Raw genomic sequence first — 26,255 nt, forward strand, 5'->3', positions numbered from 1 at the left:
GGGCTGCCTGCCCGCAGTCGGCGGTCAATACAGGGGAAAGCCGTCCTCCGGTCCGAGCATGCGCTCGAGCCGGGTACGGGTGATCTTGGCCAGTTCCTCCGTGCACGCTTTGCGCTCCGCCTCGGGTTCGTGCGCGAGGCGGTGGTGAAGATCCGTCAGCAGTTCCCCCGGCCCGCGTCCCTGGGGGCACCACAGGTAGCGGTAGCCGAAGCGCTCCTCGTAGGCGGCCGCCGCGGCCGTGATCGCGGTCATCAACGCCTCGTCCTCGTCCCACAGCGAGCACTGCTCGAGCCGCGAGGCGGTGCTGCCGCGCCGGCGTCCCACCACCGGGTGGCAGTCGAGGGCCTCCGCGATCTCCGCGTCGCCCAGCGAGAACAGGGCGGCGTCGGCTCGGGCGAACAGTTCCGAGTAGCTCGCGTAGGGTCGCCCGGCCGCCACCGACTGGGCCCAGGTCAGCGACGCGCAACACTCGTACAGCGCGTGGGTGGCGCCCCGCCGGGACAGGGCATTGAAGGCGCCCAGACCGATGCCCTGATGCATCAACATGGCAGTCGCTCCTTTGCGAGTCGGACCGTTCGTGTCCTCAGGATCCGTCCGGTTCGCGGCGGTCACCAGTGGGGTAGCAGGGAATTTTCGAGGCTGTAACGAGCGGCCCTCGTCGGCCGTCCGAAGCGCAGACATTACTGTTGAGTAATGACTGCAGATTCCCGCTGGAAAGCGTTCACCGTCGACGTCGCCGACCACGTCGCCCGCGTCACGCTGGTCGGGCCCGGTAAGGGCAACGCGATGGGTCCCGACTTCTGGACCGAGCTGCCCGTGCTGTTCGGCGAGCTCGACGCCGATCCGGACGTGCGCGCCGTCGTGCTCGCCGGCGCCGGCAAGCACTTCTCCTTCGGCCTCGACCTGCCCGCCATGAGCGGCGACCTGGGCAAGGTCCTTGCCGACAAGGCGCTGGCCGCCCCGCGCACCGAGTTCCACGAGATGGTCAAGCGGATGCAGGCGGCGATCACCGCGGTCGCGGACTGTCGCAAGCCGGTCGTCGCGGCCGTGCAGGGCTGGTGCATCGGCGGCGGCGTGGACCTGATCTCGGCGGCCGACATCCGCTACGCCAGTGCCGACGCGAAGTTCAGCGTCCGCGAGGTCAAGGTCGGGATGGTCGCCGACGTGGGTAGCCTCGCCCGCCTGCCGCTGATCATCGGCGACGGGCACCTGCGCGAACTCGCCCTCACCGGCAAGGACATCGACGCGGCACGTGCGGAGAAGATCGGTCTGGTCAACGACGTCTTCGCCGACGCCGACGCCGTTCTGGCGGCCGCGCAGGCCACCGCCGCCGAGATCGCGGCGAACCCGCCGCTGGTCGTGCACGGCATCAAGGACGTCCTCGACCACAGCCGCTCGGCGCGCGTCGACGACAGCCTGCGCTACGTGGCGGCCTGGAACGCGGCGTTCCTGCCGTCGGAGGACCTGACCGAGGCCATCACGGCAGTCTTCGAGAAGCGGCCCCCGGAGTTCCGGGGGCGGTAGAGGATGGACGGGTGCGACGGCATCCGGCCCTGACGTGGGGCGGCCGGCTGGTGCCGGTCGTCCCACTGTTGTATCTGGCGGTCTATCGGCCGTGGCAGCTGCGCTGGGGTGCGACCAGGACCGAAGTGGCTCAGCGGGTTCCGGGGGACGAGATCGTGCCCGGTCCGCACTGGTCGGCGACCCGTGCGGTGTCGATCGCGGCCGACCCCGAGGACGTGTGGCCCTGGCTGGTCCAGATGGGGGCGGGGGACCGTGCCGGCTGGTACAGCTACGACCTCGTCGACAACGGCGGGAAGCCGAGCGCCGGCGAGATCCGGCCCGAACTGCAGCGGCTCGAGGTCGGCGACCCCGTCCGGCTCGTCGCGGGTTCTCCGGCCGCCTTCCGGGTGGAGTCGATCGACCCCGGACGTTCGCTCGTGTATGCCCACTCGCACGACGGTGGCACGGTCACCGCCGCGCTGGTGCTGCGCCCGGACGGTCCCGGCCGTAGCCGGCTGGTGCATCGCGTGCGATTCCGCATCCCTCCGTCGCCGTTCGCTGTCGGCTGGGCCGCCCTCATGGACGCGGGGGACTTCGTGATGTCCCGGCGGATGCTGCTCGGCATCCGGGACCGGGCCGAGCGGCATGCCCGACGGCGCCGGGGCGGGCCGCCGCCTGTCGACGAAAGTCATGGGGCCACAATGGATTTCCGGCTCATGATCCCGGTGCGCCGACCGCCCGGTGCGGCGTTCGCGCTGCTCGCCGACGTTCAGGAACACGTGGGTGCACCGGCGCGCACGGGCGTCCGGATGAGCAAATCTCCACTCGGTCCGACCGCCGAGGGCACCCGGTGGCACGAGCGGGTGCGGCTCGCGCCGGGCTGGTGGATGTCCGTCGACAGCGTCGTGACCGCGATCGAGGAGCCGGAGCTGCTCGGGATGGACTTCCGGAGCGCCTGGTTCACCGGTCACCTCGACTACCGGATCGAGTCCACCCCGGGGGGATGTCTCCTGCGGCAGCACTTCGTCATGCGGTTGCCGCGCCCGCTGCAGTCGTGGTCGGCGCGGGTGGACGCCCGGCTCCGCCCGCGCCTGCTCGATCGGCTCGCCGAGGTCCGGGACGCGATCGAGCAGGGCGTGTGAGAACGCGTTCGGGCTCCGCAGCCGGCGGCCGCGGAGCCCGAACGATGCGTGGTGTCAGTGCCCGCCGTCGGCCTTCAGGCGCTCGATCGACGCGGAGACCTCGGCCTCGGCCTCGGCGCGGCCGACCCAGTCCGCGGCCTCGACGTGCTTGCCCGGCTCGAGGTCCTTGTAGTGCACGAAGAAGTGCTTGATGGCGTCCAGTTCGAACTGCGAGACGTCGCTGATGTCCTTGACGTGGTCCCAGCGCGGATCGCCCGCGGGCACGGCGAGGACCTTGTCGTCGCCCCCGGCCTCGTCGACCATCTTGAACATGCCCACCGGGCGGGCCTCGACGATGACGCCGGGGAACACCGACTCGGGCAGCAGCACCATGCAGTCCAGCGGGTCGCCGTCCTCGCCGAGGGTGTTCTCGATGTAGCCGTAGTCGGCGGGGTAGCCGAACGAGGTGTAGAGGTAGCGGTCCAGCTTCACACGGCCGGTTTCGTGATCGACCTCGTACTTGTTGCGCTGTCCCTTGGGGATCTCGATGGTGACCTCGAACTCCACGCCGTGTCCTCACTTGTAAGTCGATACGACTGCCGTATCTGCGGTGATGGTCCGCACAGAGGATAACGGGTCGGCGCTAGGCTGGTGGCGCAGGTGCCGGACCAGCGGGGCGGCCACCAGGGCGCGGGTTTCGCCGGAGCGGACGCCGCGGGATTCGACACAGCGGAGGCGTGTTGGCGGGGCAGGGCAAGAAGAAGCTGGGCACACTGGCGGGACGGCGCCGCCGGAACCTCCGGATCCTGTTCACCATCTGGGGAGCGGGAACCGTCGCGCTGCTCGTGGGGGGAGCCTTCGCGCTCTCCGACGTCCGCAGCGGGGAGGCCGCCGCCGCGATAGCGCCCGCGCCGGCGCCCGTCACCGCAACCCCGCAGGTGGCGCCGGTACCCGCCGACGCGCTCGCCCCCACCGCTCCCGCGCTGGCGGCCACGCTCGCACCGGCGCTGGGGAACGCGGGACTCGGCAACTTCACCGGCTCGATCACCGACGCCGCCACGGGCACCGTGCTGTGGTCGAAGGATCCCGCCCGGCCGATGATCCCGGCGTCGACGACGAAGGTCCTCACCGCCGCCGCGGCGCTGCTCGCCCTGCCCGCCGAACACCGTGTCACCACCAAGGTCGTCGAGGGTGGCCGGCCGGGGGAGATCGTGCTCGTCGCCGGCGGCGATCCCACCCTCACCGCCCGGCCCGTCGGCGAATCCGGCTTCTACGCCGGCGCCCCGCGCATCGCCGACCTGGTGCAGCAGATCCAGCGGAGCGGCACCGTCGTCGACACGGTGCTCGTCGACGCCGGTGCCTACGCCGGCGACCCTCTGGCCCCCGGCTGGTTCCCGGCCGACATCGCCGGCGGTTCCGTGGCCCCGATCGAACCGGTGATGCTCGACGGCGGCCGCCTGAACCCGCTCGAGGACGAGTCGCCGCGCACGCCCACCCCCGCCCTCGACGCCGGTCGGGCCCTCGCCGCAGCACTCGGCGCCGACCCCGCCCGGGTCGCCGCCGGCACCGCCCGGCCCGGAGCAGCCCCGCTGGCCGCGGTCCAGTCGGCGCCGCTGCGCGACCGGCTCGGGCAGATGATGGGCTACTCCGACAATGTCCTCGCCGAGGCCGTCGGCCGCGAGATCGCCGCGGCCGAGGGCGCCGAGCCGTCGTTCCGCGGCGCGGTCGACAGCGTCTCCGCGGTCCTGCGCGAGGCCGGATTCGACCTGACCGGGCTCACCCTCCACGACGTGAGCGGGCTGTCCGTCGACAACCGGATTCCCGCGCAACTGCTCGACGGGGTGATGGCCGCCGCCGCCGGAACCGAACAGGCGTCGCTGCGCCCGATGCTGGACTACCTGCCCGTCGCCGGCGCCACCGGCACCCTCTCCGAGCGCTACGCCTCGACCAATCGCGACGGGGCGGGTTGGGTCCGCGCGAAGACGGGCACTCTGTCACAGGCGAGCGGCCTGACCGGATTCGTCGTCGACACCGACGGACGGGTGCTGACGTTCGCCCTGTTGTCCAACGACCGTCCGCCGGGCGAGAGCCGGCCGGCCCTCGACGCGGTGGCGGCGACCCTCCGAGGATGCGGATGCCGATGACCGACCAGGACCGGACGCTGGGTGACGCGATCGACTGGAAGCTCGCGGCCGGGATCGGGGCGCGCCTGACCCGACCGGGCCCGGCGATGTCGCGCTACACCGCCGAGACCGTCTCCGCCGAGCTGGCGTCGGCCGCCGACCGCGCCGAGCCGCCGGTGCGGGAGCTGACCGGACTCGGTGACGGGCGGGACGTGCCGCCCGCCGCGGTCGTCGACCGGTCCGGCTGGGTGCACGCCGCCGCCAGGTCGATGGCAGACCTCACCGGTTCCGGGCCCGCCGACGGCCGCTGGGTCGGCAAGCCCGCCGGCGTGCAGGCCGGTGCGATGCTCGCGTACCTTTCCTCCGCCGTGCTCGGTCAGTACGACCCGTTCTCACGGTCGCTGCTGCTCGTCGCGCCGAACGTCGTCGCGGTCGAGCGGGCGCTGCGGGTGCCCACCGCCGACTTCCGGCTGTGGGTGTGCCTGCACGAGGTCACCCACCGCGTGCAGTTCGCCGAGGCGCCGTGGATGGCAGATCTGATGCGCGAGGCCGCGGCGGAGCTGGGCCGGACCGCGGAAGAGTCGTTCACCGACCTGGCCGGCCGGATCACCGGGGTCCTGCGCGATCGCCGGCCGGGCGAGGAGAAACCCATGGCCGAGCGCGGCGTGCTCGGTCTCGTCCGAGCGGTGCAGTCCGAACCCCAGCGCGCCGCACTCGACCGCATGCTGGCCCTCGGCACCGTGCTCGAAGGCCACGCCGACCACGTGATGGACGCGGTCGGGCCCACCGTGGTGCCCGCCGTCGCGCAGATCCGCCGGGCGTTCGACAACCGCCGGCGCCGGGCCGTGAACCCCGTCCACCGCATCATCCGCGCACTGCTCGGGATGGACGCCAAGATGGCCCAGTACGTGCAGGGCAAGAAGTTCGTCGACACCGTCGTCGAGCGGGCGGGCATGGCCCGGTTCAACGTCGTCTGGAGCGGTCCGGACGCGATGCCGACCCTCGCCGAGATCGACGACCCCCACGCGTGGATCGCGCGGGTGCTGGGCTGACGGTGTCGTCCGAGCGGCCGCTCCTGCCCGAGACCCCTGCCCTCCACGAGGTGCGCCTGGCCGTGCGGCGGTGGGTCGCGGCCCACGGCCGGTCCGTCGCGGTCGGCCTGTCCGGCGGCGCCGACTCGTCGGCCCTGACCGCCGCCGCCGTCGCCGAGGCGGATTCGGTGCGGGCCGTCGTCGTCGACCACGGCCTGCAACCCGGCTCCGGCGACGTGGCCGCCCTGGCCGCGGAGTTCGCGCGATCCGCCGGGTGCGGATCGGTGCAGGTCGTCCGCGTCGCGGTGACCGGCCCCGGCGGACTCGAGGCGGCAGCGCGCGCGGCCCGCTACCGGGCGCTCGGCGAGGCCCGGGCGGGGTTGCCCGTGCTGCTCGGGCACACGCTCGACGATCAGGCCGAGACGGTGCTGCTCGGGCTGGGCCGCGGTTCCGGTGCCCGGTCCCTCCGCGGCATGTGCGAGTTCGACGATCCGTGGGGCCGCCCCCTGCTCGGGGTGCGCCGCGAGGTCACCCGCCGGGCATGCGCGGAACTGGGGTACGCGCCCTACGAGGACGCGCACAACAGCGACCGGCGCTTCACCCGGGTGCGGCTGCGTGAGGAGGTGCTGCCGCTGCTCGAGGAGGTGCTCGGGGGTGGGGTCGCGTCGGCCCTGGCGCGCACGGCCCGGCAGTTGCGCGAGGACGAGGACGCATTGGAGGAGCTGGCCCTGCAACTGCTCGCGGAGGCCCGGGTCGGGACCGGCCTGGCCGTGGACGCCCTCGCCGGCACTCCCGTGGCGGTGCGACGGCGGGTCCTGCGGCGATGGCTGCTCGACTCGGGGGCGTCGGCGCCGACGGACCGCACCCTGCGGGCCGCCGACGAGCTGATCGGCCGGTGGCGCGGGCAGGGCGCGGTGGCCGTGGGCGGCGGGCCGGAGCCCGGCGTCAGGTTGGTGGTCACGCGTCGGCGTGGCAGGCTGATCGTCGAGTTCGTCGGCCGGCGACAGGGCGCGGACGACTGAGGGAAGGCAGGAAGAACCCGGTGTACGAGAACGACATCGCGTCGGTACTGATCTCCGAGGACCAGATCAAGCAGCGCACGAAGGAGCTGGCCGAGACCATCGCCACGCGCTACCCGGTGGGCGCACCCGAGGGTGACCTGCTGCTCATCGGCGTGCTCAAGGGCGCGATCTTCTTCATGACCGACTTCGCGCGGGCGCTGCCGATCCCCACCCAGATGGAGTTCATGGCGGTCAGCTCGTACGGGTCGTCCACGTCCTCGTCCGGTGTGGTGCGCATCCTCAAGGACCTCGACAAGGACATCGCCGGCCGGAACGTGCTGATCGTCGAGGACATCATCGACTCCGGCCTGACGCTGTCCTGGCTCATGCGCAACCTCTCCTCGCGCAACCCGGCGTCCCTCGAGGTGGTGACGTTGCTGCGCAAGCCGGAGGCCGTGAAGGTCGACGTCCACGTCGCCGACGTGGGATTCGACATTCCGGACGAGTTCGTCGTCGGCTACGGCCTCGACTATGACGAGCGCTACCGCGATCTGCCGTACATCGGCACCCTCGACCCGAAGGTCTACACCGGCTGATCCGAGGTCGGCCCCACCGGATCGCGCGTCGACCGCGTCGGGGCCATACCGCGCTGCAGCGCCCGCAGGTCGTCCTCCATGATGCGGAACAACCAGTACACGAGCACGAACGCGGCGATGCTGCCCACCGCCAGCACCCGGACCGCGACGAGAACCTGCTGGATCTCCTCGGGCGAGAGATACGTCACGCCGGCGACCCCGACGAGCGGCACGGCCGCCGCGAGCGCCAGGTAACGCACACTGCGCCGGTGCAGCCCCTCGAGTTCGCGGGCGTCCGTGGCGTCGGTCGCCCCGTGTGGCAGGAACGCCGGATACAACGATCGCACCATGTAGAAGGCAACCAGGAAGAACGGGTAGGCGACGGCGATCGCGCCGCACACCAGGATCGACGTGAGGAAGTGCGCGGCCGAGGGGCCGTCGATGTTGCCGCCGACGAAGTGCAGCGCGACGGGGAACGCGATGCCCGCGACCGTCCACAGGGTCATCACCACCGCGGCGACGCGGTCGCTGATCAGCAGCGCGTCGTGCCGGGCCCGGGCGAGTTCCACCGCGTTGTAGCTGCGGCCGCGGTGGAGGCCGCGCGGCACGGTGATCAGCCGTCGGCACAGGTACACGATGATCACCGTGCCGAGGGGGAAGGTGATCCCGTTGATGATCAGCGCGAGCTGTTCGAACTCGCGCTGGGTGTCCGGTGGGAGCCGGTCGACGATCAGGTTCGCATTGTGCTGGTAGTTGTACAGGGCGGCCAGCACGTTCGGGATCGCGATCGCGGCCGTGAGGATCGGCACCACGGGGCGGCGCAGCCGGGCCCGCCAGCTGTGCGGCGGCGGGTCGACGAGGTCCCGGGCCCGCGGATCGAGGCATAGGTCGAACTGCTGGGCCAGCTCCGCGCCCGACGCCCACCGGTCCGCCGGATCCGGCTCGAGGCACTTCGCGAGCACCCGGAGCAGGGTCTGGGGGCAGTCGGCCGGTACCCGCTCGCGTGCAGCCGCGGTCAGTCCCGTGCGGCGCCGCGCGAGCATGGTCTCGAGCGCGGGCAGGGTCTCGGCGCCCAGATCGTCCTCGCTGTTGGGCCGGCCGCCGGTGAGCAGTTCCCACAGCATCACCCCGAGCGCGTAGATGTCGCTGCGGGTGTCCATGTCCGCGGCGGTGCCGGGTAGCCCGGGATGGCACGCCTCGAGTTGTTCGGGCGACATGTAGGCCAGGGACCCCCCGAGGTACGCCACGGCGGACGTGCCGCCGACGGACTCGGCGAAGCTGATGTTGAAGTCGGCGAGCTTGGGCACGCCCTCCGCGGTGAGCAGGACGTTGGCCGGCTTGACGTCGCGGTGGAGCACGCCGCGCCGGTCGGCGTAGTCCAGCGCGGAGGCGAGCCGGCGGCCGAGCCACGCGACGGTCTCGGGCCAGGTCAGGCTCTCGAGCCGGCTGCGTACGGTCGACTCGGCGGGCCGGATCTCACCCTTCTCGGCGAGGGTCTCGTCGACGACGTCGAGCAGGAGCCGGCCGCTGCGCTGCTCCGGCGGGGTGGTGCGCACCCGTTGAAGCACCCGCAGCAGCGTCCCGCCCGGCAGATACTGCATGTACAGCAGCCGCAGGCCGTGTTCCGGCAGGATCCGCTGGTCGAAGACGCGGACGATGTAGTCGTGGTCGAGCTGGGCGAGGGTCTGCGCCTCGGTGCCGCGGTCGGGGGAGATCTTCACCGCGACGAGCCGCTGCATCGAGTGCTGCCGGGCGAGGAACACGCGGCCGAAGGCGCCGCGGCCGAGGTTGGTGAGCAGGTCGAAGTCGTCGATCCGGTTCCCGGCCTCGACGTCGTCGATGCCGGTGGGGACGCGGACCGGGAAGGGCTCGGTCGTCGACTCGCCAGGAAGGACGGCCGCAGCCGTGCGGGTCGGCTCGGTGGTCGCATCGGCCGTGCGCGTGAGGTCAACAGGTGCGGTACGGGTGGGATCGGCCGCAACCGTGCGGGTCGGCTCGGCCGCAGCCGTTCGGGTCGGCTCGGCCGCAGCCGTTCGGGTCGGCTCGGCCGCAGCCGTTCGGGTCGGCTCGGCCGCAGCCGTTCGGGTCGGCTCGGCCTCGGTGATCCGGGTCGGGTCGGCCTCGGTTGCAGCGTCCGGCTCCTGCATGGCCATGCGAAATGATAACCACGTCGTGGCCCGTGACCGCAGGCACCTGACGCGACCGGGAACCCCCGGGTGGTCCCGGACGTTGATCCTTCGGACCGTGCGGCCGCGCGAGGGCAACGCTGCGCGTCCACGCGGTAACCTTGCGGTGTCCGGTTCGTCGCCGGACTCCTCGGGACGACCACGATGATGACCGCACTATCGAAAGGACCGGCCGGCCGGGCCGAACCTGTATGAACCGCAAGACAGTGTTCCGTAATCTGGCGATCGTCGCCGGCATCCTGTTGGTCATCTACGCCTTCAGCTACTTCGGCGACGACACCCGCGGTTTCGCCAAGGTGGACACGTCTGTCGCGATCGCCCAGCTCGACGCGAACAACGTCAGCCGGGCGCAGATCGACGACCGCGAGCAGCAGGTCCGCCTGTGGCTGAAGAGCGGCAACGAGGCGACCGGAGACAACACCGAGATCCTCGCGAAGTACCCGGAGTCGGCGTCCGAGCAGATCTTCGACAAGGTCGCCGGCGCGGGCCTCGAGAAGTTCGACACCACCGTCACCCAGGAGAGCTGGCTGACGTCGATCCTGCTGTTCGTGCTCCCGATGATCATCCTGCTCGGGGTGTTCTTCTTCGTGATGAGCCGCATGCAGGGCGGTGGCCGCGGCGGCATGATGGGCTTCGGCAAGTCCAAGGCCAAGCAGCTGTCCAAGGACATGCCCAAGACCACGTTCGCCGACGTCGCTGGTGCGGACGAGGCGGTCGAAGAGCTGTACGAGATCAAGGACTTCCTCCAGAATCCGGCGCGCTACCAGGCCCTCGGCGCGAAGATCCCGAAGGGCGTGCTGCTGTACGGACCTCCCGGCACGGGCAAGACCCTGCTCGCCCGCGCGGTCGCCGGCGAGGCCGGTGTCCCGTTCTTCACCATCTCCGGTTCGGACTTCGTGGAGATGTTCGTCGGTGTCGGCGCGTCCCGCGTGCGCGACCTGTTCGAGCAGGCCAAGCAGAACAGCCCGTGCATCATCTTCGTCGACGAGATCGACGCGGTCGGCCGCCAGCGTGGCGCCGGCCTCGGCGGTGGCCACGACGAACGTGAGCAGACGCTCAACCAGCTGCTCGTCGAGATGGACGGCTTCGGGGACCGGCAGGGCATCATCCTTATCGCCGCCACCAACCGTCCCGACATCCTGGATCCGGCCCTGCTGCGTCCGGGCCGGTTCGACCGGCAGATCCCGGTCAGCAATCCCGATCTCGCCGGGCGCCGGGCGATCCTGCAGGTGCATTCCAAGGGCAAGCCGCTCGACCAGAACGCCGACCTCGAGGGGCTGGCCAAGCGCACGGTCGGCATGTCCGGTGCCGACCTGGCCAACGTCGTGAACGAGGCCGCGCTGCTCACTGCGCGCGAGAACGGCACCGTCATCACCGAGGCCTCGCTCGAGGAGTCGGTGGACCGCGTGATCGGCGGCCCGCGGCGCAAGAGCCGCATCATCAGCGAGCACGAGAAGAAGATCACCGCCTACCACGAGGGCGGGCACACGCTCGCCGCCTGGGCGATGCCGGACATCGAGCCGGTCTACAAGGTGACGATCCTCGCCCGTGGCCGCACCGGTGGTCACGCGATGACCGTCCCCGAGGACGACAAGGGCCTGATGACCCGCTCGGAGATGATCGCCCGCCTGGTGATGGCCATGGGTGGCCGCGCCGCCGAGGAACTCGTGTTCCACGAGCCGACGACGGGTGCCTCCTCCGACATCGACCAGGCCACCAAGATCGCCCGGGCGATGGTCACCGAGTACGGCATGAGCGCCCGCCTCGGCGCCGTCCGCTACGGGCAGGAACACGGCGATCCGTTCCTCGGCCGCTCGATGGGCGTGCAGTCCGACTACTCGCACGAGGTGGCCCGCGAGATCGACGAGGAGGTACGCAACCTCATCGAGGCCGCGCACACCGAGGCGTGGGCGATCCTCAACGACTACCGCGACGCGCTGGACCTGCTCGCCGGTGAGCTGCTCGAGCACGAGACCCTCACCCGCAAGGACCTCGAGCGGATCCTCGCCTCCGTCGAGAAGCGGCCACGGATCACCGAGTTCAACGACTTCGGTGGACGCACGCCGTCGGACAAGCCCCCGATCAAGACGCCGGCCGAGCTGGCGAAGGAACGCGGCGAGCCGTGGCCGCCGGAAGCGGTGCGCCCGTCCTTCACCAAGCCCGCCCAGCCGCAGCCGCAGCCCGCGGCGCCGACGAACGGGCATCCGGCGCCGGTGCCGGCGCCCGCCTCGGAGCCCCTGCCGGGCTTCGGGCAGCCGCCGCACCCGGGTGGGCCGCGTCATGCGACCCGGCCCGACTACGGCGCGCCGGCCGGCTGGTCGGCACCCGGTTGGCCGCCGGCCGAGTCCGAGCAGCCGCCGCAGAGCACCTATCCTGGGTATCCGCAATGGACCCAGCCCGCGCGCCCGGCTGACGACGACGAGCGGCAGACCGGTAGGAACGTGGCTCCCGAGCCACCGCCGACACAGCCGTGGGAGGGGCCGACCGGTCCGCGCTGAGCCCGAGTCAACGAGAGTGGAGGTACGGTCTGGTGTCGGTGAATCACCTGGATTCCGAGACGGATTCCGCGTCGATCGGCGGTGACGGCGAGGTCCTGCGCAGCCTGGAATCGGGCCGGGTCTTCGATCAGGCCCGCGCGGAGGCGGCCGTCCGGGAACTGTTGATCGCGGTGGGGGAGGACCCCGAGCGCGAAGGTCTGCTCGACACCCCGGCCCGCGTCGCGCGGGCGTACCGGGAGATGTTCGCCGGCTTGTACACCGATCCGGACTCGGTCCTCGACAAGACCTTCGACGAGGGCCATCAGGAACTCGTCCTGGTGCGTGACATCCCGATGTACTCCACGTGCGAGCACCACCTGGTCTCGTTCCACGGCGTCGCGCACGTGGGCTACATTCCCGGCCGCACCGGCCGGGTGACCGGGTTGTCGAAGCTGGCGCGGGTGGTGGACCTGTACGCCAAGCGCCCGCAGGTGCAGGAGCGGCTGACCAGTCAGATCGCGGATGCGCTCGTGCGCAAGCTCGATCCGGTCGGGGTGATCGTCGTCGTCGAGGCCGAGCATCTGTGCATGGCCATGCGGGGCATCCGCAAGCCCGGGGCGAGCACCACCACCTCGGCGGTGCGGGGGCTGCTGCAGTCCAACTCGGCGTCGCGTGCCGAGGCTCTGGATCTGATCCTCCGCCGGTGAGCGCGCTCCCGAACCCCGGGCGCCCGGTGGTGATGGGCGTGCTGAACGTGACCCGGGATTCGTTCTCGGACGGTGGCCGGTACCTCGACCGCGACGCGGCGATCGCGCACGGTCTGGAACTGCGCGACCTCGGCGTGGACATCGTCGACGTCGGCGGCGAATCCACCCGTCCCGGAGCGGCCCGGGTCGACCCGGAGGTCGAGGCCGGGCGCGTCGCGCCGGTCATCGCCGCCCTGAGCGCCGCCGGCATCCCCACGAGCGTCGACACCATGCGCGCGTCCGTGGCCGAGGCCGCGATCGAGGCCGGCGTCACCATCGTCAACGACGTCTCGGGTGGGCGCGCCGACTCCCGCATGGCCGCGGTCGTGGCGTCGGCAGGCGTGCCGTGGATCCTCATGCACTGGCGGCCCGCGGGCGGCTTCGTGCACGCCGGCGGGTCCACCCACTACGACGACGTGGTCCGTGAGGTCCGCGATGAGCTGATGGTGCAGGTGGATGCCGCGCTCACGGCAGGCGTGGAGCCGGCGAACATCATCCTCGATCCCGGACTCGGATTCGTGAAGGACGCCGACCACAACTGGGAACTGCTGCACCGGCTGCCCGAGCTGACCGAGCTCGGCTACCCGGTGCTGATCGGCGCGTCGCGCAAGCGGTTCCTCGGGTCCCTGCTCGCCGCCCCCGACGGTACGATCCGGCCACCCGGCGGCCGCGAGGTGGCCACCGCGGTCGTGTCGGCGCTCGCGGCCGAGCGCGGGGCCTGGGGGGTGCGCGTACACGACGTGCGGGCGTCGCTCGATGCCGTCGCCGTCGTCGGCGCGTGGCAGCGCGGCAGTGCGGCGGGAGGACCGGCGTGAGCGACCGGATCGAACTGCGCGGACTGCGCGTACGCGGCCACCACGGCGTGTTCGACCACGAGAAGCGCGACGGTCAGGACTTCCTGATCGACATCGTCGCGTGGCTCGATCTCGCGCCGGCCGCGGCGAGCGACGCCCTCGACGACACCCTGCACTACGGCATCCTCGCCGAGCGGGCCGCCGCGATCGTCGCGGGCCCGTCGCGGGACCTCATCGAGACCGTCGCCGGCGAGATCGCCGCCGACGTCCTCACCGATCCGCGGGTCACCCGGGTCGAGGTCACCGTCCACAAGCCGTCGGCGCCGATCCCGCTCACCTTCGCGGACGTAGCGGTGGTGGTCGATCGCACCCGGAGCGGCTCGTGAGCCGGGTGGTGCTGTCCATCGGGTCGAACATCGGGGACCGGCCGGCGCACCTGCGCTCGGTCACCGAGGCCCTCGCCGACCGGATCGTGGCCGTGTCACCGGTGTACTCGACCGCGCCGTGGGGCGGGGTCGAGCAGCAGGACTTCCTCAACGCGGTCGTCGTCGCGGAGGACCCGTCGCTGGACTGCCGCGGCTGGCTCGAGCTGGGCCGGCAGCTCGAGGCCGCCGCCGACCGGGTCCGGGAGCAGCGGTGGGGCCCGCGCAGCCTCGACGTCGACGTGGTCACCTGCCACGACTCGGACGGTAACGAGGTTCTCAGCGACGATGCCGAACTGACCCTGCCGCATCCGCGTGCCCACCTGCGCGCCTTCGTGCTCGTCCCGTGGTGGGACGTCGAACCCCAGGCGACGCTGACGGTCGACGGCACGCGACGACCGTTGACGGAGTGGCTCGCCGCTCTCGACGTCGACGAACGCGAAGGGGTGCGCCGCACCGAGTACCGGCTGGAGCCGCCGCGGTGATGAAGGCGACGCGTATCCGGGACCTGCTGGCGCTGGCGGTGCTCGCCGCCGTCGCGGCGTGGTTGCTGGCGCGCGGCCTGTACGGCACGTTGCCGCCGATCCCCGTCTACGCGGGGGCGTCGCTGTACCCGGTCGCGATCGTCGAGGTGGTGCTGGCGTTCATGATCCGTTCCCGGGTGGGCAAGCACGAGATCGGCGACGGGCCGCACCAGTTGCATCCCATCACGGCGGCCCGCGCGGTGGCGCTGGCGAAGGCGTCGGCTCTGGTCGGGGCGGCCAGCGCGGGCATCTGGGCAGGATTCCTGCTGTACCTGGTTCCGCAGCGGCCGGTGCTGCAGGCCGCAGTCGAGGACAGCGCCGGGGTGATCGTCGGGCTGCTCGCCGGCGTGGCGCTCGCGGCTGCCGCGCTGTGGCTCGAACACTGTTGCCGGACACCGGAAGACCCGGACGAGCCCGCGACCTGACCGGGGCGGCGAATCCTGTGCGCTCGACTCTCGGGACCCGGCGGCCGCGCCCAGTAGTCTGGAACGCATGGGGACTCCGGTGCGAACGAGGAAGGGCCGTCGGTCACGGCGCAGCGCGAGTTCTGTGATCGTGGCGGCGCTGCTCGCCCTGGCGTTGATCGCGTCGCTGTTCCTGGTCTTCAGCGACAGCGTCCAGCTGCTGCGCGTCGGTCTGGTCGTCGCGTTGTGGGCCGCCACCGTCGGCGCGATCGCGATGACGAAGTACCGTCGCGAGTCGGCGCTGGACCGTGCCAAGGTCCGGGATCTGCAGACCGTGTACGAGTTGCAGCTCGAACGGGAGATCGCGGCGCGGCGCGAGTACGAGCTGACCGTCGAGGAGAAGGTCAGGTCGGAGCTGCGGATCGATGCCGACCAGATGGCGGCCCTGCGCGCCGAGCTCGGTGCCCTGCGCCGCAACCTCGAGGTGCTCTTCGAGGGCCGGCTGCCCGAGGACCGTGCGGCGTTGTGGGCGGGCCGGGGACAACTGCAGGAGCTCGGCGGCGGGAACTTCCGGGTGACGGCCGCGCCCCGTCCGGCGGGCCCGTTCTTCGCCTCGCCCGACGACGAGCCGGTGACCGCCGAGACCACGGTGGTCACCGACGGCGACACGACGACGGCCGTGCCCCGCCGGCCGGCGGGCGCGACGGCCGCTCCCGGCGGATCCGAGGACACGGAACGGCGGGACCGGACCGAGCCGGAGGAACCGGCCGAACCGGAGGGCCGGGCCGAGTCCGGGTCGCAGCCGGAGGAACCCGAGGAGCAGGCCGAGGCGGACGACGACGCCGAGCCCACGGGCCGACGCGCCCGGCGACGGCGGCCGGACGGTGCCGGCGGCGAGGGGGCACACAGCCAGGGCCGCACGGTCGCGGAGATCCTCGCCGCCCTGTCCGCCGAGCGCTGAGCGTTCGCCGCGCCGGGTGAGGCGCAGATCACGTTCCCCGGCCATGGCCGGGGTTGCTCGGGCCGCGCTATTGTCGGTCGGAACGTCTGGTACCCGCCGAGCGGGACTGGAACGAACGAGAGGACTCCCGTGACCTCCTTCGGGATCACAAACGAGCCTGCGCCTGCACGACTGACGGTCGGAATCGTTTCCGCCGGGCGGGTGGGCACGGCGATCGGCGCGGCACTCGAACGCGTCGGCCACCTGGTCGTGGCCTGTTCCGCGGTATCCGAACTGTCCAAGCACCGCGCCCGCACCCGGCTTCCGGACACCGAGGTTCTCCCCGTCGACGAGGTCGCCGCCCGCTGCGACCTGCTGCTCCTCGCCGTTCCGGACTCGGAACTCGGCTCGCTCGTCCGCGGGCTCGCCGCCACCGGCTCCGTCTCGCGCGGCACGATCGTCGCCCACACGTCCGGCGCGAACGGCGTCGGCATCCTCGCTCCGCTCACCGAGCAGGGCATCGTGCCGCTCGCCATCCACCCGGCGATGACCTTCACCGGCCACGACGAGGACACTGCCCGGCTCGCCTCGGCGTGCTTCGGCATCACGGCTGCCGACGACATCGGCTACGCGATCGCCCAGTCCCTCGTGCTCGAGATCGGTGGCGAACCGGTGCGCGTCCGCGAGGAGCGGCGCGCGCTGTACCACGCCGCGCTCGCGCACGGCAGCAACCACCTCGTCACCCTCGTGGTGGATGCGGTGGAGGCGCTGCGGGTGGCGCTCGAGGGCGACGAACTGCTCGGCCAGCAACTCGTCGACGACGCGCCCGGCGGTGTCGCCGAGCGGGTGCTGCAGCCGCTGTTGTCGGCGGCCCTCGACAACGCGTTGCGCCGCGGGCCGTCGGCGCTGACCGGACCCGTCGCCCGCGGCGACGCACAGGCCGTGGCCACGCACCTGCGGGTGCTCGGGGAGGTCGATCCCCGGATCGCTACCGGATACCGCGCGATGTCCCTGCGATCCGCGCAGCGCGCCGGAGCGAAACCCGAACTGATGGAGATCCTCGAAGGGGCTGATCACGGTGAGTGAATCGCAACAGGGCGGCTACGTGCGCGGCGAACTGACCGTGCACCACGACCCCGCCGCCCTGACCAAGGTCACCAAGGCGCTGCGTGGCGTCGGCCGCACGGTCGCCCTCGTGCCGACGATGGGCGCCCTGCACGCCGGTCACCTGGAGCTCGTGCGGCAGGCGAAGCTCACCGGTGCCGTGGTGGTGGTGTCCGTCTTCGTCAATCCGTTGCAGTTCGGGGCCGGTGAGGATCTCGACGCCTACCCGCGCACCCTCGACGCCGACCTGGAGCTGCTGCGGGAGGCCGGCGTCGAGCTGGCGTTCGTGCCGTCGGTGTCCGCGATGTACCCGAAGGGCCGGCGGACCGTGATCCACCCGGGGCCGCTGGGGGCGGAGCTCGAGGGTGGCAGCCGCCCGACGCATTTCGCGGGGATGCTCACGGTGGTGGCGAAGCTGCTGCAGATCGTCGCCCCCAATGTCGCGTTCTTCGGCGAGAAGGACTACCAGCAGCTCGCCCTGATCCGGCAGATGGTGGAGGACCTCAACTTCGACGTCCGCATCGTGGGCGTGCCCACGGTGCGTGAGCAGGACGGGCTGGCGCTGTCCTCACGCAACCGCTACCTGGATCCGGAACAGCGCCGGGTCGCCACCGTGCTGTCCGCGGCGCTGGTCGCCGGGGCGCACGCCGCCGCCGGCGGTCCCGAGGCGGTGCTGACCACCGCGCGCGAGGTGCTCGCCGCCGCGCCCGAGGTGGAGCTGGACTACCTCGAGCTGCGCGGCGTGGACCTCGGGCCCGCGCCGGAACGCGGCGACGGCCGGCTGCTGATCGCCGCGCGGATCGGCACCACCCGGCTCATCGACAACGTCGGTGTCGCGATCGGCACCGGATTCCTCGAACGCGAGACCGGCCCGGTCGACGCGTCCACCCCCGACGACCTGCTCACCCGCCGATAGCGCGACCGGCCCGAAAAAGCTGAGGAGACACCATGTTCCGCACGATGATGAAGTCGAAGATCCACCGCGCCACGGTGACCCACGCCGATCTGCACTACGTGGGTTCGGTAACCGTCGACCAGGACCTGATGGACGCCGCCGACCTGCTCGAGGGCGAGCAGGTCGCCATCGTCGACATCGACAACGGCAACCGTCTCGAAACCTATGTCATCGCGGGCGAGCGCGGCTCCGGCATCATCGGGATCAACGGTGCGGCAGCGCGTCTCGTGAGTCCCGGTGATCTCGTCATCCTCATCGCCTACGGCGTGATGAACGAGCAGGAGTGCCGCGACTACGACCCGCGCGTGGTGTTCGTCGACGCGGACAACCGGCAGGTCGAGCTCGGCAACGATCCGGCGCACGCGCCGGAGGGTTCCGGCCTGATCACCCCGCGCATGCTCGCCACTCTCGACTCCGGTTCGTTGGTGTAGCAGTGCTCCTCGCTGTCGACGTCCGGAACACGAACGTCGTCCTGGGTTTGTTCACCGGCAGCGGCTCGCACGCGAAGCTGTTGCGGGACTGGCGGATGCGCACCGATCCGCGCATGACCGCCGACGAGCTCGCGCTCATCTTCCGTGGTCTGCTCGGCGGGTACGCCGACCAGATCACCGGCGTGACCGCGTTGTCCACGGTGCCGTCGGTGCTGCGCGAGATCCGGGTGATGCTGAGCCGCTACTGGGAACACGTGCCGCACGTGGTCGTCGAGCCGGGTGTGCGCACCGGGGTGCCGCTGCTCGTCGACAACCCCAAGGAGGTCGGCGCCGATCGCATCGTCAACAGCCTTGCGGCACATCACTTCTACGACCGGCCGTGCATCGTGGTCGACTTCGGGACGTCCACGTGCGTGGACGTGGTCTCGGCGAAGGGCGAGTTCCTCGGCGGCATCATCGCCCCCGGCATCGAGGTGTCGATGGACGCGCTGGCCTCCCAGTCCGCGGCGCTGCGCAAGGTGGAACTGCTGCGCCCGCGCGCCGTGGTCGGCAAGAACACCGTCGAATGCATGCAGTCCGGTGCGGTTTTCGGATTCGCCGGGATGGTCGACGGGCTGGTGCGCCTGGTGCGTGCCGAGCAGCGCGGATTCGAGGGTGACGACGTCGCGGTCATCGGGACCGGCGACCGTGCGCCGTTGATCATGCCGGAGTCCGAGACGCTCGAGCACCACGAACCGGACCTGACGCTGGAGGGCCTGCGCCTGGTGTACGAGCGCAATCTCGCACGGCGCGGCGCCCGATCTGCCGCCGTGGGTTCCGCCCGCCGCGATCCTGTGCAAGAATAGTCGCCGTGATCCGCTGCATGAGCGCCCAGGAGTGTTGTCGAGGCTGACGTCCGCCTCGATCGTTCACACATACCTGGAGTCACCCTCATGCGCACTGCGCTTGCTGCATCCTTCGTCGCCGCACCCGTTCACACTCTCCCGCTCACCACCGAGCGCACCTATCCGGCCGGGCTGGCCGCGACCGTCGCGCGCGGCGCGGTGGTCGTCGACATCCGCACCCACGCCGAACGCGCCGTCCAGGGCACCCTGCCCGGGGCGCTGGCCATCTCCGCCGAGCTGCTGCCCCGGCGCCTGCATCCCACCAGCGACGAGCGTCTGGCGGTGGCCGTCGACCGCGACGTCGAGTGGGTCGTGGTCTCGGCCTCCGGCGCGGAGACCGACGCCGTCGTCGCCGCGCTGCAGGCGCTCGGGCTGCGCCGCGTCACCGGCCTCGTCGGCGGGTACGCGGCCCTCGCGGCGGCCGGGGCGACCGATGCGATCGCCGCGGCCCCGCACGTCGAGGACGACGTGGCGCGCGTGACCGCGCACTGACCCGGCGGGCGCCGGCGCCCCGGGCACCTCGGCCCTGCGCAGGCGCTGGTCCTGCGCAGGCGCTCGAGGCGGTCCGATAGTCTGGTCACCCGTGAGTGATGCACCCGTTCAGCAGTCCGACGACACCCCCGAGCAGATCCGCATCCGCCGCGAGAAGCGCGAACGGATCCTGGCGCAGGGCAAGGACGCGTACCCCGTCGTCGTGCCCCGCACTCACACCCTCGCGGAGATCCGGGAGAAGTATCCGGACCTCGAGCCCGACACGACGACCGGGGAACAGGTCGGCGTCGCGGGCCGGGTCATCTTCTTCCGCAACACGGGCAAGCTGTGTTTCGCCACGTTGCAGGAGGGCGACGGCACCCAGTTGCAGGCGATGATCAGCCTCAACGGCGTCGGCGAGGAGTCCCTTGCGGCGTGGAAGCACGACGTGGACCTGGGCGACTTCGTGTTCGTGCACGGCGAGGTGATCAGCTCTCGGCGCGGCGAGCTCAGCGTCATGGCGGACTCGTGGCAGATGGCCGCCAAGGCCCTGCGGCCGCTGCCGGTGGCGCACAAGGAGATGAACGAGGAGACCCGGGTCCGGCAGCGCTACGCCGACCTGATCGTGCGTCCCGAGGCCCGCGCCAACGCCCGCATGCGTGTCGCGGTGGTGCGCGAGTTGCGCAACGCGCTCGAGCGGCGCGGCTTCCTCGAGGTCGAGACCCCGATGCTGCAGACCCTGCACGGCGGCGCGACGGCCCGTCCGTTCGTCACCCATTCGAACGCCCTCGACATGGATCTGTATCTGCGCATCGCGCCGGAGCTGTTCCTCAAGCGCTGCGTGGTGGGCGGCATCGAGAAGGTCTTCGAGATCAACCGCAACTTCCGCAACGAGGGTGCCGACTCCACGCACTCGCCCGAATTCGCGATGCTCGAGACGTACGAGGCGTACGGCACGTACGACGATTCGGCGACGATGACCCGGGAACTCATCCAGGAGGTGGCGATGGCGGTGTTCGGCACCCACGTCGTCACCCTCGCCGACGGCACCGAATACGACCTCGGCGGCGAGTGGAAGACGATGGAGATGTACCCGTCGCTGTCGGCGGCCATCGGAACCGAGGTCACGCCCGACACGTCGCTGGAGGAGCTGCACGCCCTCGCCGATCGGGTGGGTCTCGAGGTCCCGGAAGGCAAGGGCTGGGGCCACGGAAAGCTCGTCGAGGAGTTGTGGGAGCACCAGTGCGGCGACCAGTTGCACGAGCCGACGTTCGTGCGGGACTACCCCGTCGAGACCTCGCCCCTCACGCGGCAGCACCGCAGCAAGAACGGCGTGACCGAGAAGTGGGATCTGTACGTGCGTGGTTTCGAACTCGCCACCGGTTACTCGGAACTCGTCGACCCCGTGATCCAGCGGGAGCGGTTCGTCGACCAGGCGCGGCTCGCCTCGGCCGGTGACGACGAGGCGATGGTTCTCGACGAGGACTTCCTCGCGGCGATGGAACAGGGTATGCCTCCGACGACCGGAACCGGCATGGGAATCGACCGTTTGCTGATGGCGCTGACGGGCCTCGGAATCCGGGAAACAATCCTGTTCCCAATTGTTCGCCCGGCGAGGTAATTGATCGCATTCGTTTTCCGTATTGCCATGAATTGATTCCCGGGTATTGTTGTCTCGTACCGCGGGGGGCCGCGCTTCTTCATTCGAGAGGATTTGCAGCACATGGCAAAGAAGGTCACCGTTACCCTGATCGACGACGTGGACGGGGAGACGGCGGCGGACGAGTCCGTGGAATTCGGGCTCGACGGAGTCACCTACGAGATCGATCTGTCGGAAGACAACGCGGCCAAGCTCCGGGAGGAATTGGAGTTCTGGGTCACTCATGCCCGCAAGGTGGGTGGCCGTAAGCGCGCGAAGGTCGTGCCCACCGCGCCCGCTCCCCGCAAGTCTTCTCGCGGCGGCACGGACCGGGAACGTACCGCGGAAATTCGGGAATGGGCCCGCAACAACGACATGCCCGTCTCGGCCCGAGGCCGTATCTCCGCCGAAATCATCGAGGCTTACAACAAGGCGCACTGAGCCGGAAGCGTCGCCTTCCGTCCGACCGAGGCGATATCCGCGACAACTGTCGCGGATATCGCCTCGTCGTCGTACCCCGCGGAATTCTTTGCTATTCGTTCGAGAAAAGAAACGGTCGGTCGGAACGGGGCGCCGCCGGGAAGCGGAGACAGTCGGGAATCGGAGACAAGGGTCACACCCGCTCGGTATCCCGTCCGTCGCGGCGGAAACGGCGGTATCCCCGGGTAGCGTGTCGGCCATGGGAGAGCGGATTGCCGTCCCGGGTGAGACGTGCTGGCGGGTCGATCGTGCCGATCGCCTCGCCTGCATTGTCGACGCCGCCGACTATTTCCGATACGCCAAGTCGGCGATGCTGCAGGCACGGCGGCGGATCCTCCTGATCGGGTGGGACTTCGACACGAGGATCAAGCTCGAACCCGACCGGAAGACCCTCGAGGGCCCGAACCGGCTGGGCGCATTCCTCAAGTGGCTGCCGCACCGGCACCCGGATCTCGAGGTGTTCCTGCTGAAGTGGAACATCGGCGCATTCGCAGCCATCGGGCGCGGGATGACACCGGTCTTCGTGCTCAACTGGATGAGCGACCCGCGGCTCCGGCTCGAAATCGACGGCGCCCATCCCGTGGGAGCGGCACACCACCAGAAGATCATCGTGATCGACGACGCCGTCGCGTTCTGTGGGGGCATCGACATGACCGTCGATCGCTGGGACACCAGCGAGCATCCCGACCACAGCCGCTACCGGCGGGAGCCGAACGGCCGTCGGTACGGACCGTGGCACGACGTGACGACCGCGGTGGACGGCGCGGCCGCCCGCGCGATCGGCGAACAGGCTCGCGCCCGGTGGAAGGCGGCAACGGGGGAGGACCTCGAGCCGGTCGACACCGGGCACACCATCTGGCCCGACGGGCTGCGCCCGGCCCTGCGCGACGTCGATGTCGCCGTCGCACGGACCCTCCCCGAACTCGGCGACCGGGCGGAGGTCCGGGAGATCGAGGCCCTCTACCTGGCGGTGATCGCCGGCGCCCGCCGCACGCTCTACCTGGAGAGCCAGTACCTGGCGTCCCGGACCCTCGCCGAGGCCCTCGCGAAGCGGCTGCGGGAACCGGACGGCCCCCAGATCGTGCTGGTGCTGCCGCGCAACGCCGAGGGCTGGCTCGAACAGAAGGCGATGGACGGCGCCCGCCGCAAGCTGCTGCACCTGCTGTGGAACGCCGACGTCCACGGCCGGTTCGCCGCCTACTACCCCGTCACCGCGGGCGGGGCGCCGATCTATGTGCACGCCAAGGTCGTCGTCATGGACGACGTGCTGCTGCGCATCGGCTCGTCGAACCTGAACAACCGGTCCCTGGGCTTCGACACCGAGTGCGATCTCTTCGTCGAAGCGGACCACGAGGGCGACCACATCAGCCGCGCGGTGGTCGAGATGCGGGAGCGCCTGCTGTCCGAGCACCTCGGGGTGTCCCCGGCCGACGTCGCGTCCGCCGTCCGGTCCGAAGGTTCGCTCGTCGCCGCGGTGGAGCGGTTGCGCGGACCCGGTCGGACCCTCGCGCTCTTCGAGCCGGGCACCGTCGCCGACGAGGACAGCCCCCTCGCGGAGAACGAACTCGTCGACCCGGAACGCGCCCCGCAGCGCATCGGACGGCGCATTCGCCAGCTGATGCCCCGCTGAGCAGCGTGTTCGCTGCTGGCGTACACGGAGGCGGGAACGCCGTGCCGACGTGCAGCGTTACCCCTCGTGACCGGAGTTGCCGCCGGCGCCGATCGGGTGGAGGGGCAGCGCCTCGAAACGGCGGCAACTAGAGTGTCAAGTGGGGTCGTGGAACCTGGTTCCACTCGACGACTCGAGTGCCGGAGCGAAACGCGGCAGCCGGGTCCGGAACGATCCGCGTACCGGACCTGTCGGCCGGAGAGTGTGAGGGAGTGCGATGTTCGAAAGGTTCACCGATCGCGCGCGGCGCGTCGTCGTCCTGGCTCAGGAAGAGGCCAGGATGCTCAACCACAACTACATCGGCACGGAGCACATTCTCCTGGGCCTCATTCACGAAGGCGAGGGCGTAGCGGCCAAGTCGCTCGAATCTTTGGGGATCTCCCTCGAAGGCGTCCGCAGCCAGGTCGAGGAGATCATCGGCCAGGGACAGCAGGCCCCGTCGGGCCACATCCCGTTCACGCCCCGTGCCAAGAAGGTGCTCGAGCTCAGCCTGCGTGAGGCGCTGCAGCTCGGACACAACTACATCGGTACCGAGCACATCCTCCTCGGCCTCATCCGCGAGGGCGAGGGCGTCGCGGCACAGGTGCTCGTCAAGCTCGGTGCGGACCTGAACCGGGTGCGCCAGCAGGTCATCCAGCTGCTCTCCGGGTACCAGGGCAAGGAGCCCCAGGAATCCGGCACCAGCCGTGGCGAGGCCGGCACCCCGTCGACGTCGCTGGTGCTCGACCAGTTCGGCCGCAACCTCACGCAGGCCGCGCTCGAGGGCAAGCTCGACCCCGTCATCGGTCGCGCCAAGGAAATCGAGCGCGTCATGCAGGTCCTGAGCCGCCGCACCAAGAACAACCCGGTGCTCATCGGCGAGCCGGGCGTCGGCAAGACCGCCGTCGTCGAGGGCCTGGCGCAGGCCATCGTCAACGGCGAGGTCCCCGAGACGCTCAAGGACAAGCAGCTGTACACCCTCGACCTCGGTTCGCTGGTCGCGGGCAGCCGCTACCGCGGTGACTTCGAGGAACGCCTGAAGAAGGTGCTCAAGGAGATCAACAGCCGCGGCGACATCATCCTGTTCATCGACGAGCTGCACACGCTCGTCGGCGCGGGTGCCGCCGAGGGCGCCATCGACGCGGCGTCGATCCTGAAGCCGAAGCTGGCGCGCGGCGAGCTGCAGACCATCGGTGCCACCACCCTCGACGAGTACCGCAAGTACATCGAGAAGGACGCCGCGCTCGAGCGCCGGTTCCAGCCGGTGCAGGTGGGCGAGCCGACGGTCGAGCACACCATCGAGATCCTCAAGGGCCTGCGCGACCGGTACGAGGCGCACCACCGCGTGTCCATCACCGACAAGGCGCTGGTCGCCGCGGCGAGCCTGGCCGACCGCTACATCAACGACCGCTTCCTGCCGGACAAGGCGATCGACCTCATCGACGAGGCCGGTGCGCGCATGCGCATCCGCCGGATGACCGCGCCGCCGGACCTGCGCGAGTTCGACGACAAGATCGCCGACGCGCGCCGGGAGAAGGAGTCCGCGATCGACGCGCAGGACTTCGAGAAGGCCGCGAACCTGCGCGACAAGGAGAAGCAGCTCGTCGCGCAGCGCGCCGAGCGCGAGAAGCAGTGGCGCGCCGGTGATCTCGACGTCATCGCCGAGGTCGACGAGGAGCAGATCGCCGAGGTCCTCGCCAACTGGACCGGTATCCCGGTGTTCAAGCTCACCGAGGAGGAGACCACCCGTCTGCTCCGCATGGAGGACGAGCTGCACAAGCGGATCATCGGCCAGGAGGACGCCGTCAGGGCCGTCGCCAAGGCGATCCGGCGTACCCGCGCCGGCCTGAAGGACCCGAAGCGTCCCGCCGGTTCGTTCATCTTCGCCGGCCCGTCCGGCGTCGGTAAGACCGAGCTGTCGAAGGCGCTCGCGAACTTCCTGTTCGGCGAGGACGACGCGCTCATCCAGATCGACATGGGCGAGTTCCACGACCGGTTCACCGCGTCGCGGCTCTTCGGTGCCCCTCCGGGCTACGTCGGCTACGAAGAGGGCGGCCAGCTCACCGAGAAGGTGCGCCGCAAGCCGTTCTCCGTGGTCCTGTTCGACGAGATCGAGAAGGCCCACCAGGAGATCTACAACACCCTCCTGCAGGTCCTCGAGGACGGCCGCCTCACCGACGGCCAGGGACGCACGGTCGACTTCAAGAACACCGTGCTGATCTTCACCTCGAACCTCGGTACCGCCGACATCTCGAAGGCGGTCGGCCTGGGCTTCACCAAGGGCTCCGGCGCCGAGTCGAACTACGAGCGGATGAAGCTCAAGGTCAACGACGAGCTGAAGAAGCACTTCCGGCCCGAGTTCCTCAACCGCATCGACGACATCATCGTCTTCCACCAGCTCACGCAGGATCAGATCATCCAGATGGTGGACCTGATGATCGGCCGCGTCGAGGTGCAGCTGAAGAACAAGGACATGGGCATCGAGCTCACCGAGAAGGCGAAGTCGCTGCTCGCGAAGCGGGGCTTCGATCCGGTCCTCGGCGCCCGGCCGCTGCGCCGCACGATCCAGCGCGAGATCGAGGACCAGCTCTCGGAGAAGATCCTCTTCAACGAGATCGGCCCCGGCCAGATCGTCCTGGTCGACGTCGAAGGCTGGGACGGCGAGGGTGCCGGGGAGAACGCGAAGTTCATCTTCACCCCGAGCGAGAAGCCGGCCGCGGTGCCCGACACCCCGGCGGTGGCCCTGGCCAAGGACGCCGAGTAGTCCTGCTCCGACGAACGCCGACGGGCGGCACC

At 70.7% G+C, this 26,255-nt stretch carries 25 protein-coding genes; 22 read left to right on the top strand and 3 right to left on the bottom strand.

Features of this window, described 5'->3' with window-relative positions; translation table 11 throughout:
* Positions 1–24: 24 nt before the first annotated feature.
* A complete protein-coding gene (locus tag HFP48_RS03500) occupies positions 25–546 on the bottom strand; it encodes a 2-oxo-4-hydroxy-4-carboxy-5-ureidoimidazoline decarboxylase (RefSeq protein WP_006930435.1) in 522 nt (173 codons plus the stop codon).
* A gap of 147 nt (positions 547–693) precedes the next feature.
* Here HFP48_RS03500 and HFP48_RS03505 point away from each other — a divergent pair, with 147 nt between their 5' ends.
* Both HFP48_RS03505 and HFP48_RS03510 read left to right on the top strand, forming a co-directional pair.
* Positions 694–1,524 (top strand): crotonase/enoyl-CoA hydratase family protein, encoded by an 831-nt coding sequence (locus tag HFP48_RS03505; RefSeq protein WP_006930434.1) that lies wholly within the window; start codon positions 694–696, stop codon positions 1,522–1,524.
* Positions 1,525–1,535: 11 nt separating this feature from the next.
* Positions 1,536–2,645, top strand: coding sequence for an SRPBCC family protein (locus tag HFP48_RS03510; protein WP_050034526.1), 1,110 nt, complete (start codon positions 1,536–1,538; stop codon positions 2,643–2,645).
* 54 nt (positions 2,646–2,699) lie between these two features.
* Here the strand turns inward: HFP48_RS03510 and HFP48_RS03515 are convergent, their stop codons facing one another.
* A complete protein-coding gene (locus HFP48_RS03515) occupies positions 2,700–3,191 on the bottom strand; it encodes an inorganic diphosphatase (RefSeq protein WP_006930432.1) in 492 nt (163 codons plus the stop codon).
* A gap of 170 nt (positions 3,192–3,361) precedes the next feature.
* On the opposite strand from HFP48_RS03515, the gene dacB reads away from it, so the two are divergent.
* From dacB to hpt, 4 genes are read left to right on the top strand one after another with little or no spacing between them, the layout of a single operon-like run.
* Positions 3,362–4,768 carry a D-alanyl-D-alanine carboxypeptidase/D-alanyl-D-alanine-endopeptidase gene (gene dacB / locus HFP48_RS03520; protein WP_029540702.1) on the top strand — a complete coding sequence of 469 codons (1,407 nt, stop codon included), beginning with the start codon at positions 3,362–3,364 and terminating at the stop codon, positions 4,766–4,768.
* Complete coding sequence (locus HFP48_RS03525; RefSeq protein ID WP_006930430.1) at positions 4,759–5,799, top strand: zinc-dependent metalloprotease; 1,041 nt, start codon at positions 4,759–4,761, stop codon at positions 5,797–5,799. Before dacB ends, HFP48_RS03525 begins: the two co-directional genes overlap by 10 nt.
* 2 nt (positions 5,800–5,801) lie before the next feature.
* Positions 5,802–6,800 (top strand): tRNA lysidine(34) synthetase TilS, encoded by a 999-nt coding sequence (gene tilS / locus HFP48_RS03530; RefSeq protein WP_050036263.1) that lies wholly within the window; start codon positions 5,802–5,804, stop codon positions 6,798–6,800.
* Positions 6,801–6,820: 20 nt separating this feature from the next.
* Positions 6,821–7,375, top strand: a complete 555-nt coding sequence (gene hpt / locus HFP48_RS03535) for a hypoxanthine phosphoribosyltransferase (RefSeq protein ID WP_006930428.1) — start codon at positions 6,821–6,823, stop codon at positions 7,373–7,375.
* On the opposite strand, the gene HFP48_RS03540 is transcribed toward hpt, so the two are convergent.
* Complete coding sequence (locus HFP48_RS03540; RefSeq protein WP_168579023.1) at positions 7,363–9,507, bottom strand: protein kinase; 2,145 nt, start codon at positions 9,505–9,507, stop codon at positions 7,363–7,365. The genes hpt and HFP48_RS03540 overlap by 13 nt on opposite strands.
* A gap of 224 nt (positions 9,508–9,731) precedes the next feature.
* Between HFP48_RS03540 and ftsH the strand changes: the two genes are divergently transcribed.
* The 16 genes from ftsH (at position 9,732) to HFP48_RS03620 (ending at position 26,223) form a co-directional block, all read left to right on the top strand.
* Positions 9,732–12,038 (top strand): ATP-dependent zinc metalloprotease FtsH, encoded by a 2,307-nt coding sequence (gene ftsH / locus HFP48_RS03545; protein WP_065923084.1) that lies wholly within the window; start codon positions 9,732–9,734, stop codon positions 12,036–12,038.
* Positions 12,039–12,070: 32 nt separating this feature from the next.
* Positions 12,071–12,724: a GTP cyclohydrolase I FolE gene (gene folE / locus HFP48_RS03550; protein ID WP_006930424.1), complete on the top strand. Its 654-nt coding sequence runs from the start codon at positions 12,071–12,073 to the stop codon at positions 12,722–12,724.
* A gap of 32 nt (positions 12,725–12,756) precedes the next feature.
* Positions 12,757–13,578, top strand: coding sequence for a dihydropteroate synthase (gene folP / locus HFP48_RS03555; protein ID WP_044475554.1), 822 nt, complete (start codon positions 12,757–12,759; stop codon positions 13,576–13,578).
* Positions 13,575–13,943 (top strand): dihydroneopterin aldolase, encoded by a 369-nt coding sequence (gene folB / locus HFP48_RS03560; protein ID WP_072634222.1) that lies wholly within the window; start codon positions 13,575–13,577, stop codon positions 13,941–13,943. The genes folP and folB overlap by 4 nt, the downstream gene beginning before the upstream one ends.
* Entirely contained in the window at positions 13,940–14,464 is a 525-nt protein-coding gene (gene folK, locus HFP48_RS03565; protein WP_168579024.1) for a 2-amino-4-hydroxy-6-hydroxymethyldihydropteridine diphosphokinase, read from the top strand. Before folB ends, folK begins: the two co-directional genes overlap by 4 nt.
* The gene (locus HFP48_RS03570) at positions 14,464–14,928 is read left to right on the top strand and encodes a DUF3180 domain-containing protein (protein ID WP_037200442.1); all 465 of its coding nucleotides are present in this window, start codon (positions 14,464–14,466) and stop codon (positions 14,926–14,928) included. The genes folK and HFP48_RS03570 overlap by 1 nt, the downstream gene beginning before the upstream one ends.
* 124 nt (positions 14,929–15,052) lie before the next feature.
* Positions 15,053–15,868 carry a DUF6779 domain-containing protein gene (locus HFP48_RS03575; RefSeq protein ID WP_006930401.1) on the top strand — a complete coding sequence of 272 codons (816 nt, stop codon included), beginning with the start codon at positions 15,053–15,055 and terminating at the stop codon, positions 15,866–15,868.
* Positions 15,869–15,997: 129 nt separating this feature from the next.
* A complete protein-coding gene (locus HFP48_RS03580; protein WP_029540714.1) occupies positions 15,998–16,933 on the top strand; it encodes a DUF2520 domain-containing protein in 936 nt (311 codons plus the stop codon).
* Entirely contained in the window at positions 16,926–17,867 is a 942-nt protein-coding gene (gene panC / locus HFP48_RS03585; RefSeq protein ID WP_006930397.1) for a pantoate--beta-alanine ligase, read from the top strand. The genes HFP48_RS03580 and panC overlap by 8 nt, the downstream gene beginning before the upstream one ends.
* Before the next feature lie 32 nt (positions 17,868–17,899).
* The gene (gene panD / locus HFP48_RS03590) at positions 17,900–18,337 is read left to right on the top strand and encodes an aspartate 1-decarboxylase (protein WP_029540720.1); all 438 of its coding nucleotides are present in this window, start codon (positions 17,900–17,902) and stop codon (positions 18,335–18,337) included.
* A 2-nt stretch (positions 18,338–18,339) separates the two neighbouring features.
* Complete coding sequence (locus HFP48_RS03595) at positions 18,340–19,182, top strand: type III pantothenate kinase (protein WP_029540725.1); 843 nt, start codon at positions 18,340–18,342, stop codon at positions 19,180–19,182.
* 87 nt (positions 19,183–19,269) lie between these two features.
* Entirely contained in the window at positions 19,270–19,713 is a 444-nt protein-coding gene (locus HFP48_RS03600) for a rhodanese-like domain-containing protein (protein WP_006930391.1), read from the top strand.
* A gap of 91 nt (positions 19,714–19,804) precedes the next feature.
* The gene (gene lysS / locus HFP48_RS03605; RefSeq protein ID WP_006930389.1) at positions 19,805–21,313 is read left to right on the top strand and encodes a lysine--tRNA ligase; all 1,509 of its coding nucleotides are present in this window, start codon (positions 19,805–19,807) and stop codon (positions 21,311–21,313) included.
* Between the two features lie 102 nt (positions 21,314–21,415).
* Positions 21,416–21,772 carry an Lsr2 family protein gene (locus HFP48_RS03610; RefSeq protein WP_006930387.1) on the top strand — a complete coding sequence of 119 codons (357 nt, stop codon included), beginning with the start codon at positions 21,416–21,418 and terminating at the stop codon, positions 21,770–21,772.
* 238 nt (positions 21,773–22,010) lie between these two features.
* The gene (locus HFP48_RS03615) at positions 22,011–23,441 is read left to right on the top strand and encodes a phospholipase D-like domain-containing protein (protein WP_102799747.1); all 1,431 of its coding nucleotides are present in this window, start codon (positions 22,011–22,013) and stop codon (positions 23,439–23,441) included.
* 256 nt (positions 23,442–23,697) lie between these two features.
* Positions 23,698–26,223 carry an ATP-dependent Clp protease ATP-binding subunit gene (locus tag HFP48_RS03620; RefSeq protein ID WP_168579025.1) on the top strand — a complete coding sequence of 842 codons (2,526 nt, stop codon included), beginning with the start codon at positions 23,698–23,700 and terminating at the stop codon, positions 26,221–26,223.
* The last annotated feature ends 32 nt before the right edge of the window (positions 26,224–26,255 follow it).

The organism is Rhodococcus sp. DMU1 (genome assembly GCF_012272955.1).
GTDB classification, from domain to species: Bacteria; Actinomycetota; Actinomycetes; order Mycobacteriales; family Mycobacteriaceae; genus Rhodococcus; species Rhodococcus aetherivorans.

Coding starts and splice junctions, on each gene's coding strand:
- HFP48_RS03500 (WP_006930435.1), bottom strand. CDS start 546: ATGTTGATGCATCAGGGCATCGGTCTGGGCGCCTTCAATGCCCTGTCC.
- HFP48_RS03505 (WP_006930434.1), top strand. CDS start 694: ATGACTGCAGATTCCCGCTGGAAAGCGTTCACCGTCGACGTCGCCGAC.
- HFP48_RS03525 (WP_006930430.1), top strand. CDS start 4,759: ATGCCGATGACCGACCAGGACCGGACGCTGGGTGACGCGATCGACTGG.
- HFP48_RS03540 (WP_168579023.1), bottom strand. CDS start 9,507: ATGGCCATGCAGGAGCCGGACGCTGCAACCGAGGCCGACCCGACCCGG.
- ftsH (WP_065923084.1), top strand. CDS start 9,732: ATGAACCGCAAGACAGTGTTCCGTAATCTGGCGATCGTCGCCGGCATC.
- folP (WP_044475554.1), top strand. CDS start 12,757: ATGGGCGTGCTGAACGTGACCCGGGATTCGTTCTCGGACGGTGGCCGG.
- HFP48_RS03570 (WP_037200442.1), top strand. CDS start 14,464: ATGAAGGCGACGCGTATCCGGGACCTGCTGGCGCTGGCGGTGCTCGCC.
- panD (WP_029540720.1), top strand. CDS start 17,900: ATGTTCCGCACGATGATGAAGTCGAAGATCCACCGCGCCACGGTGACC.
- HFP48_RS03600 (WP_006930391.1), top strand. CDS start 19,270: ATGCGCACTGCGCTTGCTGCATCCTTCGTCGCCGCACCCGTTCACACT.
- HFP48_RS03610 (WP_006930387.1), top strand. CDS start 21,416: ATGGCAAAGAAGGTCACCGTTACCCTGATCGACGACGTGGACGGGGAG.
- HFP48_RS03615 (WP_102799747.1), top strand. CDS start 22,011: ATGGGAGAGCGGATTGCCGTCCCGGGTGAGACGTGCTGGCGGGTCGAT.
- HFP48_RS03620 (WP_168579025.1), top strand. CDS start 23,698: ATGTTCGAAAGGTTCACCGATCGCGCGCGGCGCGTCGTCGTCCTGGCT.